This is a genomic window from Enterococcus sp. 4G2_DIV0659 (assembly GCF_002140715.2).
Classification (GTDB): domain Bacteria; phylum Bacillota; class Bacilli; order Lactobacillales; family Enterococcaceae; genus Enterococcus_L; species Enterococcus_L mansonii.
This window is the reverse complement of sequence record NZ_NGLE02000001.1, coordinates 1,188,691-1,202,463: the sequence shown is the minus strand read 5'-3', so window position 1 is coordinate 1,202,463 and position 13,773 is coordinate 1,188,691. Positions and strand designations below refer to the sequence as shown.

The 13,773-nt window shown below is 37.0% G+C and carries 9 protein-coding genes and 1 pseudogene; 5 read left to right on the top strand and 5 right to left on the bottom strand.

Annotated elements, in window-relative coordinates:
• Positions 1-14 precede the first annotated feature (14 nt).
• Entirely contained in the window at positions 15-413 is a 399-nt protein-coding gene (locus A5880_RS05620; RefSeq protein ID WP_086331184.1) for a YbgA family protein, read from the top strand.
• A 40-nt stretch (positions 414-453) separates the two neighbouring features.
• Here the strand turns inward: A5880_RS05620 and A5880_RS05615 are convergent, their stop codons facing one another.
• Entirely contained in the window at positions 454-1,554 is a 1,101-nt protein-coding gene (locus A5880_RS05615; protein WP_086331185.1) for an NAD(P)/FAD-dependent oxidoreductase, read from the bottom strand.
• A gap of 205 nt (positions 1,555-1,759) precedes the next feature.
• Here A5880_RS05615 and A5880_RS05610 point away from each other — a divergent pair.
• Together A5880_RS05610 and A5880_RS05605 are read left to right on the top strand one after the other, a co-directional pair.
• A pseudogene (locus tag A5880_RS05610) lies at positions 1,760-3,405 on the top strand (peptide ABC transporter substrate-binding protein).
• Positions 3,406-3,433: 28 nt separating this feature from the next.
• Positions 3,434-4,495: a C45 family autoproteolytic acyltransferase/hydrolase gene (locus tag A5880_RS05605; RefSeq protein WP_086331187.1), complete on the top strand. Its 1,062-nt coding sequence runs from the start codon at positions 3,434-3,436 to the stop codon at positions 4,493-4,495.
• Positions 4,496-4,558: 63 nt separating this feature from the next.
• Here the strand turns inward: A5880_RS05605 and A5880_RS05600 are convergent, their stop codons facing one another.
• The 3 genes from A5880_RS05600 to A5880_RS05590 are packed head-to-tail and all read right to left on the bottom strand — an operon-like array spanning position 4,559 to position 8,740.
• Positions 4,559-6,724 (bottom strand): transglutaminase-like domain-containing protein, encoded by a 2,166-nt coding sequence (locus tag A5880_RS05600; protein WP_086331188.1) that lies wholly within the window; start codon positions 6,722-6,724, stop codon positions 4,559-4,561.
• Positions 6,714-7,760 carry a DUF58 domain-containing protein gene (locus A5880_RS05595; protein ID WP_218776227.1) on the bottom strand — a complete coding sequence of 349 codons (1,047 nt, stop codon included), beginning with the start codon at positions 7,758-7,760 and terminating at the stop codon, positions 6,714-6,716. The genes A5880_RS05600 and A5880_RS05595 overlap by 11 nt, the downstream gene beginning before the upstream one ends.
• A 35-nt stretch (positions 7,761-7,795) precedes the next feature.
• Positions 7,796-8,740 (bottom strand): AAA family ATPase, encoded by a 945-nt coding sequence (locus tag A5880_RS05590; protein WP_086331190.1) that lies wholly within the window; start codon positions 8,738-8,740, stop codon positions 7,796-7,798.
• A 320-nt stretch (positions 8,741-9,060) separates the two neighbouring features.
• On the opposite strand from A5880_RS05590, the gene A5880_RS05585 reads away from it, so the two are divergent.
• Both A5880_RS05585 and A5880_RS05580 read left to right on the top strand, forming a co-directional pair.
• The gene (locus A5880_RS05585) at positions 9,061-10,545 is read left to right on the top strand and encodes a MucBP domain-containing protein (RefSeq protein ID WP_086331191.1); all 1,485 of its coding nucleotides are present in this window, start codon (positions 9,061-9,063) and stop codon (positions 10,543-10,545) included.
• 153 nt (positions 10,546-10,698) lie between these two features.
• Positions 10,699-11,412 carry an SDR family NAD(P)-dependent oxidoreductase gene (locus tag A5880_RS05580; RefSeq protein WP_086331192.1) on the top strand — a complete coding sequence of 238 codons (714 nt, stop codon included), beginning with the start codon at positions 10,699-10,701 and terminating at the stop codon, positions 11,410-11,412.
• A 69-nt stretch (positions 11,413-11,481) separates the two neighbouring features.
• On the opposite strand, the gene A5880_RS05575 is transcribed toward A5880_RS05580, so the two are convergent.
• On the bottom strand, positions 11,482-13,458 hold the full coding sequence (locus tag A5880_RS05575) for a MucBP domain-containing protein (protein ID WP_086331193.1): 1,977 nt from the start codon (positions 13,456-13,458) through the stop codon (positions 11,482-11,484).
• Positions 13,459-13,773 lie beyond the last annotated feature (315 nt).

Here is a 13,773-nt window from a genome sequence, read left to right as displayed (position 1 = left end):
AGGGAGGAATCATTTTGACTGTAATTGTACAAAGACAACAAGAATGGGCCGAATTAAAGTATTTGATTTTATCAAAATCACAACAAGACTATCGAGCGATTAGAAAATTATTTGCAGATAATCAATGGACGCCAGAAAAAGAAGAAGCGTTTCGTTTTCATATCAATCATGCCTTAGCTGAACCAGTCGAAAAAGGCAATCAACGAAATGCCTATCAACATGTGTGGGGCTATTTTAAAAAGAAAGCAACAGAGGCAGAACGGGAAAAATATCAGTTATTACTCGAAACATTTTCGGTAGAACAGGATAAGCTATTGCCCTTTTTAAAAGAACTGACGCAAAAGTATCAAGAACAGTATTTACTACAGTCAAAGTTGCTTTTTGATGAAGAAGTGAGTGAGAAAAAAGGGTAGACGCCTAAGATCAACCGCTGTCTACCCTTTTTTATAGTTATTATTTTAAGTAATGATCGATTGTTTTTTGATACATAGACCATTCTTTCTTGCCGTGATTAAAATATTCGGCCAAAAGAAATCCTATATATGGACCTGTCGTCAGACCAGAAGAGCCTAGACCACTTGCGGCAACAGCGGTGGGGGTATTAGGCAATACGTTGAAAAATGGGGCGAAATCTGACGTATATGCTCTAGTTCCCACCCGATAGCTCCTTGCATATTCTTCAAAAAAAGACTCGTCTGAAAGAAAAGGAAGGGTTGTTCGTTTTAGCTGGTTAAACGCTTCTTTTGTTGGAGTTAGATCAAATCCCCCATCATTTTCATGTGTAGCGCCGACTAAAATGTTTCCCCGATCAAAAGGAATCAAATCACTTTCCCCGTCAAGCATTGCTACAGGCCAAGATCCACTGTCTTTGAATGCAGTTTCAAAAGCTAACAGTTGCCCTTTCTGTGGACGAATATCTGTTTTATAGCCAAGAGGCGCCAACAACGCTGGTAAACCAGCGCCACTACATAAAGCGATCCTATCGAAGGCCTCTACTTTGTCTAGAGTCGTCACGATCCATTGCTCTTGTTTTTGACTTAGCTGAACCTTCTCAGTGCTTAAAGTAATACCCTGATTCAGTGCTCGTTGTTTCAATACCTCTAGATAACTAGCACCATCCAGTTTTCCGCCGCCAGTAATGTAAAGGGCAGGTTGTTCTTTTAACAAAGGCAATTTTTGTGCGGTTTGTGCTCCCGTCAAGAGATGAATATCGCCAATTTCAGGGGCAGATAGTTTTCGCTCATGTGCCAGTTGAGCTAGCGAGTCAAGCTCCCCGTCTTTTCGGAGAATTAAGGTTCCTGTTTGTTGATAGACAGAAGAAGGCAACGAAAAATCGTTGATTAATTTAGGATAAAAAGCAGCACCATCTTTTGCTAATTGATACCATTTTTGATTGCGCCGTTTGGATAACCAAGGTGAAATGATTCCAGCACTAGCTTTGGTGGCTTGCCCAGTTGGATAATCATAAAGTGTAACGCTGTATTTTTTTAAATCAATATAATTGGCCAGTGTCATACCAATGATGCCGCCGCCAATGATTGCTAATTTCTTCATTGAAAACTCCTTAATAGTATAGACTTAAATTCAAGTAATTTATTTTCACATAAGTTTGTATAAGATGCAAGCGGTCGTTTTGTCAACAAAAAACTAGGCTTGTTGATGATAAAAAACTAAAAAAGAATAGGGTTTCATGAGAAAACACTTATTTTTATGGTATCATAATGAGTGGTATATTTATTAAAATTTAGGAGGTTACTGAATGAGAAAGACAAAGTTAGGGTATCTATTAGCAACATTAGGTTGTATTTTGTTGCTTAGTGGATGTGGTTTTGGGAAGGATAAAACGGATGACTCTGGACAAAAAAATACGACCAATAAACAAGAATTTTCAGTAGTTGTTAAACAAGAAATTCCTTCGATTGATGCATCTGTAACAAACGATGTGGTAGGTTGGGGTGTTTTGAAAAATACTGGGGAAGGACTGTTTCGTGGGGATAAAAAAGGGAAATTAGTGCCAGCAGGAGCTGCAGAAGCGCCTACGATCAGTGACGATGGTTTAACCTATACGTTCAAACTACGTAAAGAAGCAGTCTGGTCAAATGGAGAACCAATTACAGCCGCAGATTATGTTTACGGTTGGCAACGAACTGTTGAGCCAAAAACAGCATCTGAGGTGGCGTATTTATTTGAATCAATCAAAAATTACCAAGCGATCATGGATGGGAAATTACCAGCAACGGATTTAGGAGTCAACGCTTTAAGTGATCATGAACTGGAAGTAACCCTAAAATCCCCAGTTCCTTATATCGAATCATTGCTGTCATTACCGCCATTTTTCCCGCAAAATAAAAAGTAATTACTGACAATGGTGAAAAATATGCTAGTTCAAGCGAGCATATGGTCTACAACGGACCTTTTGTGCTTAGTGACTTTGAAGGAGCAGGCACAGATACTAAATGGTCCTATGTAAAAAATGAAACGTATTGGGATCAAAAAAATGTAAAAATGGAGAAAATCAATTTAGACGTTGTGAAAGAAGATGCGACAGCGTTAAATTTATTTCAAGATGGGCAAACAGATGATATCGTTGTGACAGGTGAACTAGCGCAACAAATGGTAGATGATAAAGCTTTCTTTTCACAAGAAATGTCAAATGCTACCTATGTAGAATACAATCAGAGTAAAAAAGAATTCCAAAATGAACATGTTAGAAAAGCTATTTCTTATGCCTTGGATCGTAAAACATTAGTAGAGCAAGTATTAGGTGATGGCTCAATTGCTGCTACAGGATTAGTCCCTAAAAATATGTCGTTTAATCCCGAAACAGAAGCTGATTTTGTGAAAGATTCCGGCAATCATTTGACGTACGATCCAGAAAAAGCAAAAGAAAACTGGAATAAAGCTAAAAGTGAACTAGGAATCCAAACATTGACCATCAATCTATTATCATCCGATGCGGATTCAGCTAAAAAAGTTGTTGAATACATGCAAGGAGCAATCCAAGAAACGCTAAAAGGAGTCAAAGTTGAAGTTTCATCTGTTCCGTTAGCTGTTAGACTAGAGCGAGGGAATAAAGGTGATTTTGATTTGATTTTGGTTGGATGGGGTGCGGAATATAATGATCCAAGCGTATTTTTAGAGCTATTCACTTCAGATAATATCAATAATAGCGGGAAGTATAGCAACAAAGCTTTTGATCGCTATTTAAAAGCCTCAGCGACCACTAATGCTAGTCATCCAAGTGCTCGTTGGCAAGATTTACTTGATGCAGAAGATGTACTGATGGACACGATGGGTGTCTGTCCTATTTATCAAAAAGCGGAGGCCCACTTACGTAATCCAAAAATCAAAGGTATTTTACCTTCTGGTCCGGAATATGATTATAAATGGACAACCATTGAGTAATAATAAATACTAGAGAAGGAGAATAGACATGATTCATCGTTATATAAAAGTATCAGGGTCAGCGTTTGAACGAGGTGTAACCATTGGCGAAGTGCTAAAAATGCAAATCGAAACCAATTTAGCTAGCCAAAAACTCTTCTATAAAGACTCAGAAGAAATAAGAACAAAATGGTTGGAAAAAGCACAAACCTATCTTGCATACACCGAAAAATTTGCACCAGATGTAGTTGCTGAAATGCAGGGAGTAGCTAATGGTAGCGGGCTGGATTTTCAAGAAATTCTTTATCTTTATACTGTTTATGAGCGTTCTTTTTTTGATGCGTTGATCAGTGATAAGTGTACATCTTTTGCGGTATCTGGACATGCGACCATCGACGGTTCGGTCATTTGCGGACAAACCAATGATGAACGTTTAGACGAATATCGCGCTGAAGTAGATTGTGTGGTTCATCATGTAGATACTGAATCTGAACTTGAATCATTGATTTATAGTCATCCGGGGATACCTGCTTATATGGGAATGAATAACTATGGATTAGCGGTTATGTGGACCTATATTGATAATGGACTTCGTCAAGAAGGCGTACCAACTGCGGGGATCATTCGAGAACTGATTAATAAAAAAACATTGAAGGAAGCACGGGAGTATTTATACACAGTTCCACATGCGGTGCCGAATCAATTTAGTTTATCCCATTCATTAGAAGGGATTGCAAGTTTTGAGTGTTTTCCCAACAAGATATATGAACATAAAACAAGCGATGTGATGATTCACGCCAATCACAACAGTATTGCTTTACAAGAACCAGAAGAAGGCGGGTCTAAAACCTCTCACTCTCGTTTTGAAGCAATGGAAGCAATCGTTACTGAAAGTTACGGAATGATTGATGCAAATGTAGGAAAACAGTTTTTAGCTAATCATCGTAACTTTCCTAAAAGTGTCTGTAATCACCCTTCACCAGAACATCCAATGTCAAAATCATTGGCTTCAATGGTTTTTGATTTAGGAAAAGGAGAAATGCATTTAGCTTTTGGAAATGCCTGTGAACAGCCATTTCATACGTATCGATTCAAACAATGGTTTGGATAAAATAAACAAACAGCTAGGACAAAAGCATCCTTTTGGGATCAAGCTTTTATCCTAGCCGTTTTTTTAATCATGAAATTTTTTCAAATGTGTTAAACACGTTGCTACATACCGCAATATTTCTGCATAATCAGCGTTCTTAAGTTTCGTTTCGCCGTAAAAGGTAGATTCATATAGAACTGTTAACTGGCTAAATTTACCACGAAATTGTGGGTAGATTTGTTCAAATCGTGTGGCATAGCTAGTTAAAGGTTCATTCACGTGACGATAAACAACTTTTTCAGCTTTCTTCAATAAAATTATATACGCACCAATAAAGTCAGTCGGTCTTATGCGTCGATAGAAAACAAAATGAAGCAAGAAAAAATATTTTTTCAAAAAGAAGCCACCAATGACTGTCAAGATAACACCTAAACTAATCGCGATCTTTCTAAAAAGAGGAAACCATTGAATCATTCCTTGACCCCAAGTTATTTTTGTATGCTCGCCTTTTGTATCGCTAGAAGTTGACGCAGTTATCTTTTGGGGAGCAGAGGAAGACAACGTTTCAGCGGTGGAACTTTCTGACGAAGGATTCTTAACGGACTCCTCAGTAGTTTTTTTCTGGCTAACAATAGTGGTAAAACCTGGTGTAGGTTCAAATGGAACCCAGCCAAAACCCTCAAAATAAACTTCTGGCCATGAGTGGGCATGACTCTCACGAACAATATATTCTTTATACTCTTCCTCAGAATTCGCATCAAGATCACCTTGAGTAAAGCCTTTTGTCCATCGACTGGATATCCCTAGAGAACGAAGCAAAATGATCATTGCACTAGAAAAATTATCGCAATAGCCTACATTTGACTCAAATAAGAAATAATCAACATAGTCTTCATTTTCTGGTGTATAAGGTGTATCTGTTTTGGAATAACGATAGTTCCCTTCTTTTTTTAAGTATTGTTCAATAGCTACTACTTTGTCATAAAGTGTTTTCTTATTTTTAGTTAAACGAATAGCCAATTCTTGAACACGAGTAGACACATTCGGAGGAAGTTGAGTCTCTTCCTGTGTTTGTTGCAGTGGTGTTTGCCTTAGTTGATCTGCGGTAAAGGTTGACTCTTGCCAAGTTAATTGAATTTTTGTGGGTTTATCTAAGAGATTGATCCGCTGTTTTGCTTCAATCTGTTCCGTACGACCAACTTCCTCCCAAGGGATAACACTATTTCCATAGGGATAAGGCAAAAATGTTTTAGACTCGTTAAAAGACAATGTAATCATTTTTTCAGGTGTAAATGAACCTTGGGATTCCGGATTTGTTGAAATACGTAGTGGTTGCTCAGATATTCCTCTAGTAACCTCAGAATTGTTTTTCCAGCCTTTCCCAGTATAATAACTTTTCGTTTCAACCCGCCAATAATGTGGAGTTGTTTGCAAGGCTGTAAACAACGCAGCCTGGCTATCTTTTATAGGACCGCCCAACTGAGCGTCATCTTCACCAAAACCGGTTTTGCTAGAAATTGGCGAGCCATATTCTTCAATCTGCTGGTAAAGCCCTTGTTTATTCAAATATGTTCGGAGTGAACTTGTTTGTATAAGCAGAGAATCTTTGACTTTAGGAAAAAGCAGAGGAAACAAGTAAGAACTTCCAGCAGTTAAAAACAATACGAGCACATAAACAAGAAACAGCTTACTTTTATCTTTACTTGGAAGTATTATTGAATAACGCTGTAAAAGATAAATGAGCGCTGCTGAACAACTGAGTATAAGCACATGGAAACTTAGATTTAAATTGTTAAAAACAGCTAACATTAGCAAATAGCCGATCAATAACAAGTAGCTAAACACCCAACGTTCATAGTGAATAAGCAGGTTTGCCAATAGAATCAATAAAAATAAGAGTATGGATAGTGCAAGAATATCAGGTATATAGTTTATTTCCTTGTTTATAATTTGGGAATAAACAGCCAGAATTTTCTGACAAAAAATAGCAATCCAAGTTAAGCCAAATGATCGATAGAAAGGAAAATAACAATACAATACAAAGAAATAACTAAAGAGATAACAAAGAAGCCGAAACAAGTAATTTTTGCCAATTACAGTAATGCTGCAGATGAATGCCAAGACAATTAGAAAAACAACTGGGGGTTGTTGGTTTAATTGATACACGTTAAAAAAAGGCAAACTAACAGTCGACAACATGACGAAACTAAGGAAAGCAAGAGTCCATTTCCGTTTAACTCTATTTTTCATGCATTGAACCTCCTTGATCAATAAATACAACTTGATCTTCCCAAGCAATATACAGACCACCAGTTGATTCAAGCGTGATGAGAACCACATCATTATTTTTCTTCAAAAAATCAATCTGTTGAGTGAGCTTTTTCGTTTGTGTAGGAGCAAAAAGTACTAGTTTTTTGTTAGAGAAAAACGGTAAATCCGTTTCCGTTGCCAGTGGTTGAATCTCTGCAAAAAGTTGATTGGTCGGTTGGGATTGCGAATATTCAGCTAAAATGGTTTGTTGAAAAGAAAGCTTGGATTCCGTAAATTGAATAAAAGAATAATAGATAGAGACCAACTCTTCAAATTTTTTATGAGGTAAGCCATAAAAAAGAAAATGAAGGACGGTTTCTGCTTCCTGTTCATACTCCCTGATAATCCACTTGTTTCTTTTTCCCGATTGCTTCCAATCGATACTGTTCAAAGAGTCACCCATTCGATATTCTCGGAAATTACGAACCGTAAATGTTCGATGACCAAATTGAGAAGCATGTTCAGGTTGAAACAATAACAATTGTTCATAAAGCTGTTGGGCAACATCAAGTTGTAACTGGGGTAATACAATAAAAGGCCCCTTCAAATGTCCGTTTCTTTGCTTAGACAGTACACCCAAGATATCAAATCCCGTTAGAACGAATGGAAGTTTGTCAAAAATGCCTCTTTTGGTAGGATGCCAATTAAAAACAATTTCTTTAGGTTGACCAGAATAAAGCGTGATATACAATTTTTCTGCTGTTGATTCATTGCCAAAAGAAACAACTAATAATGGTATTCTAAGTAAGTTTGGGTGATATCGGAACAGCTGAAAGTTGATTTGAGCTGTTTGGTGAATTTCATAGGTAGACTGTTTTGCTAAGACACAATGAATGTTTTTCAAAGATGGGATCAATGAAAGCACATCAATTACGGTTAAAAAAAACAAAAAGAAAAAAAGAATCCATCCAGTACTTTCGTTAAAAATAAGTGTATAGAGAAAAATGGCGACCAAAAAAAACAAAAGCCCAATCATTTTTATCCCTTTTTTAAGCCTGTATCGTCTCATACTCATTTCCTAACTGGAACAGGCACTTTTTTTAGAATCTGTTCGAAGATTTCTTGCAGCTGTTCTTTAGAAGCGGTATGAGGGGCATTTTTTAATAGTAAACGATGCCCAAAAGTTGCTGGTAAAATACGTTGTAAATCACTAGGTGTGACAAACGTACGTCCTTCAATAAACGCAAATGCTTTAGCCGCTTTAACAAAAGAAATTGCACCACGTGGACTGATACCAAGTGCAATATTCTCATGCGTACGAGACGCATGAACAAGTTGTAATGCATAGCGAGCTACTTGTGGATCGACATAAATGTCTTCAACAATTTTCTTTAATTGGCTAATCTCAGTAGTATCAAGAACTTGTCTGACTTGATCTAACTCTTTTCCCGTTTGATCCAGTAATAACGTTAGTTCATCCGAAAATTCGGGATAGCCAATATGAAGTTTGAATAAAAAACGGTCTAGCTGAGCTTCTGGTAACGGATAGGTTCCTTCATAGTCTAATGGATTTTGTGTGGCTAATACAAAAAAATGTTCATCTAGAGGATATGTATGATTATCGATTGTCACATGTTTTTCAGACATCGCTTCTAACAAAGCCGCCTGAGTTCGTGGTGTTGTCCGATTGATTTCATCAGCTAATAAAACGGTTGTAAAGATGGGACCGTAATGAAACTCAAAGGATTGAATCGATTTATTATAGATAGAAACGCCTAAAATATCGCTAGGTAAAAGATCGGGTGTAAACTGAATCCGCTGAAAGCTTCCATGGGTTGCTTTAGCTAATGTTTTAACCATCAATGTTTTCCCAACACCAGGAACATCTTCGAAAAGAACATGACCGCCAGCTAAAAATGCGGCCACAGTGAGTTGAATAATCGTGCGTTTTCCTAGAATAACTTTTTCCATTTCATCAATTAGTAAAGTAACTTTTTTATGAGCTAATTCCAACATATAATGTGTACCCCCTTTTTTACGCATAAAGAACTAGTTTGTGAAGTTAAATCAAGAGAAGAAGAGCGTCCTTTCATTTCATTGTATAGATAAGAATCGGTCGGTGCAAGAGGGCATAATGTTTTCTTAAATTACTACCGAGTGTGTAGCAAAAGTATTTAAGGTTAAAGAAGTAGGGATAAACTTATAAAAATATTTCTCATATTTTTGTGGAAAAAAGTAAAAAAATGAGAGAGCTTTTTCTCATAATTATGCTATGCTGAATTATAAGAATGAACAATAACATTCTTTAAAAAAAATATTCGAAAGAAGGAAGTAAAATGAAAAAATCTTTAAAAGGGATCATTCTAGCTTCACTGATCAGTACACAAGTATTAGCAGCGCCAATTTCAGCTTTAGCTGTGACTGCTGAGACTACTGAAACAAGTGAAACAGCTCCTCAACCTGTTGAAGAGCCAAAAGAAGAAGTTGTTGCACCAAAACCGGGAGAAGAATCAACTGTAACAGAAACACCAAATAAAGAAGAGTCTACAGACACGACTGTAGAAGAAGGCAAAAAGCCGGAAGAAACACCAGCTCCAGAAGAAACACCGACAACACCTACTACACCACCAACAGAAGAAAAACCAACTGAAAAACCAGCTGAAAAGCCAGGAGATTCAAAAGTAGTTGCAAGTGAAGCTAAGAAACAGGCTGTTAGAGCTGTAATTGCAGATGCACAAGCAACACTTGATGCTGGTACTTATACAGGTGAATCGATTGCTCCTTTAACAGCAGCAATGGCAGCTGCGACAACGCTTTTAGCCAAAGAGGGCGTAACAGATGCTGAATTAGATGCTGCAATTGCTGATATTGCAGCTAAAAAAGCAACTTTAGTTAAAGCGGATGTTGAGTTAAGTTTCTTGTTAAACTTAATTTCAGCTGTTGAAGAAGGAAAGAAAATTCTAAACAATGCAGATGAATTTAAAGATATCTATACACCAGCTTCTGTAGCAGCTAGAAAAGCAGCTATTCAAGCAGCTGTGGCTGCTGGCGAATCGCTTCTAGCAAGTCTAGTTGTTGGTGAGAAGATTGATCCAAGTTTAGCTATTCCTAAAGAAGCAGATATTAGAGCTGCAGCAGATGCAATCATCAATGCTATTCATAGCGATGGTGGTTTAGTTCGTAGAGATCATATGGCAGAAATCTTAGCTGAAGCAGATAAATTAGTAGGTTCAAATGCGGCTACTCTTCAAGACAAAGAAGCATTTGAAGCAGCGGTAGCAGCAGCCGTAGATGCTTATAACAATGCATTGACTGATAAAGAGTTAGATGATGCGATCAACGCTCTTAGAGCGGCAATGAATAATCTACAATTAGCAGTGATCATTTCTGCAGTTGATGAAAATGGTACATTGATTATGGATGAAACAACGATCACTGGCACTTACAAATCAGCTTGGTCTGTTACTCCTCCAGCCGTAGAAGGTTACGAGTTCGTTTCTGCTTCTAGCTTAGCACGTACAGCATTTAGTACTGCTTCATCAGGAACATTTGGTGATGGAACAAACAAAGTAACATTAGTTTACAAAAAAGTAGCAGAAGGTGTACCGACACCAGTACCAACACCACAAGATCCAAGTAATTCACTTCAAAAACCTGTAGTGATTGGTGCTTCAAATGATAAAGCGAAGAAAAATGTTACTGATACGAAGAAAAAATTACCACAAACAGGTGAAGAAACAAGCGCAGTGGCGAGTCTTGGATTTGTTGCATTAGCAGCAGGTGCTTTAGCATTTTTCAAAAAAAGAAAAATCGAAGAATAATTCGTTAAACTAGATAAAATAAAAAGAAGCGAGGGAGGGTACCTTTGCTTCTTTTTATTTTCGTTTACTTCTTTCTTAAGAAACAAAAAGTGAAGCAAACAGTTGAATGCTCTATCGGGAGCAACAATGCAAATCATGGTTGGAGGAGAAAAGATGATGAAAAAAGTAATTATTACAGGAGCGGCTGGAGGGATTGGAGTGGCCGCTGTGAAAAAGTGCTTGGATGAAGGATATCAAGTTCTTGCAACAGATAAGGATATCTCCGCATTAGAACAATTGCCAAAACATGAATATTTAGCTATTCAGGTTCTTGATATAACGAATACTAAGGCAGTTAAAGCCTTCTTTTCACGACTAGAGCAAGATTCCTCGCTCTATGGATTGGTTAATAATGCAGGAATTTATTTCGCCAAAAACATATTGGACTATTCAGATGCAGAAATGGAAAAAATTTGGCAAGTGAATATAAAAGGTCCAACGATTTGTACACGTTTTTTTGTAGAGTGCTTACTTTTTCAAAAATCAAAAGGTCGAATCGTAAATATTTCATCTATTTCAGGTCAAGAAGGGAGTTCAGATGCATTATATGGATTATCAAAAGCAGCTCTTTTAGGATTGACCAAAAGTACTGCTATGAATTTTGCGCCGAATATTTTGGTGAATGCGATCACACCAACGATGGTAGAGACTCAGATGATGGCCCACATTCCAGATTGGCGAAAAAAAGAGTACCAAAATCACCAGCTACTTACATCACCCGTTTTACCAGAAGATGTGGCGAATACGATTGCTTTTCTTTTATCAAAACAGAGTAGTCATTATACTGGAGCTACTTTTGATCTGAATAATGGTGGGTATTTAAGGTGAGTATTGATAACAAATAAAAAACACTCCACCTCAAAGGGCTAAGGAGTGTTTTCTATTTTTATGATCTGTTTACTTTTTTTGTTTTGCTTTTTTAAAGAAAAAAACAAAGCTTAAAAACCCAACAACGATTAGACCGAGGACGAGAAGGAGGTTGTTTTGTTGTTCACCCGTACTAGGTAATTTCTGTTTGTTTTCAGGGTCACTTGTCTTAGAAGATTCGCTAGTACTTGTTGATGTGTTCGCTAGTTTATTTGTTACCGCACTTCTTGTTTCAGTTGTTGACGTATTGTCGGTGGTAGAACTTGTTGTGTCTTCAGTTCCAGTTGAATCAGTAGATGTGGTAGGCTCTGTTTTATCGTCATTCTTGCTATAAATATAGGTAACTTCTTGATCTTCTTCGGTAAATAGACCACTAGTGTTGCCTTTGACCTCTTTAAACGTATACCCGTCAAAAACAAGTTTTTCAGTTTCAAAAGGACTGCCAACAGTGTCAGATTTTTCAATCGGGTTTATAATATTTTTGTTGTTTGTATCCATGTAGCGGATAATGACTTTTCCATTTGGCTCAATGATTGGTGCAGTTATTTTTTTGTAAACAAATGTTATCGTTTGTTCTTGGTCGCTGAACGTACCAGAAGTCTCACCTTGGGTCTCAACTAGTCTATAATTGGGAATTGTTGAAGCAGAAAATTCAAAAGATTGACCAACTAAACCTGAATGAGTTTCGCTCTCTAGTAATTTGTTGCCTTCAGTATCTTGATAGTGAACAGTTACAGGTTTTCCATCGTTAACAATATTGAACTGGTGTAAATAAGTGCCCGCCGAAATTGCATAAAAGGTAAAGCCTTCTGGTTTAGCATAAGTTCCTGCTAGATTATTTAGACGAGCGTTATATTTAAAGCTGGAAAGAGCTACAAATTCGTCTTTGGTCACGCCTAAAACAGTGATTCCTTGCTCTGTGATTTGTAGACGACTCGCTGGTAGCTGTTCACCATTAAAAGCAAAATAGGTATTGCTGGCAGAATTGGAGGTTGTAAATGGCGGGATGTATCCGTCAAAGTTTGTCAACCGATTCGGCATTATCGAAAATGGAATAAATAACGTTTCTTGATCAAAGTCATAGTCTAAGGAAGAACGCCCAAGTGTTGTTGGCAGGTCGCTTCTACCAGTGTTTTGTCCGAATGCTGCTAGATCATTAAGTGCAGGAAAATCATTGATTACAGTGAAATCTGTGATTCCACAAAACTGAACAGAAAGAGATTTCAGATTAGGAAGAGCTTTAAATGGTGCAATTGTAGTAATGTTTATATTCGAGTCCATGTAAATTCGGACTAATGAGCGTAACTGAGCAATTTTAGGCAAGACTTCATTGTCAATACTAGTACTACCTAGGCTAAGATTTGTAATCCCAGTACTTTTACTTAAATCTGGGAAGTTGGCGCTCGTCAAACTTCTGGTTTGAAGTGTGACATACGTCAATGAAGAGAGTTGTTCTAAAGGGCTAAAATCAGTTATGTTATTATCTGTATTATTATAAATAGTTGTTAAGTTTCTGGCATGTTCTAAACCTGAAAGACTGCTGATCTGGCTAGACCTAAGATCAAGATAGGTCAAACGCTCCAAGTCAGTTTTAGTAAGTTCGCTGCCATCAGGCAAACGTAAAGCAGTTATAATTTCTTGTTTTAAAAAAGGATCTGTAATAATCACAATATCATCTTTAGGAGCAGCGAATGTCGTTGCTTCTGATGTAACTGTGGAGTCTGTCGTTGTAGTAGTTACTTCAGTTTCATCCGAATTTGGTACGATTGCTGGTTCTTGTTGCGTCTCAAGAGTAGAACTTTCGACTGTTTCAGTAGAGTCAAAAGACGTTTCTGCTGTTTCCTCAGAAGCTTGCAGTTGAGACATGTTAGCTTGCTCAGTTGTGAGCGTGCTATCCTCAGCAAAAACAAGAGAGAACGTGAGAAAACTTGGTGCTAAAAGAGCAAGAAGCATGACTGTATGAATCGTTGTCTTTTTCAATATCCTTATGTTATTCCTTTTTTTCATGTGTGTTTCCTCCATAAATCATGATAATATGTGTGTTTGATATTAAAATAATAATATCATCATCATTTTATCATAAAAAATGAATAAAATTAACAAAATATTTGAAAAATAAAATATTTTAGTTATAAAAAAAGTATAAACATTGAGGTATAGGCGTTTTAGAGCGTTTTTTAAATTTGAAAAATCATGATAAATATACTCTATTCATATGGAAATTTATTTTTTTGGGAGTAAAGCTGAAAAAAATGACAAGGTTTTAAAGATTAGATTATAATAACAATGATAGGCTGAATGAGGGGAAGTTCTTTTTTTATT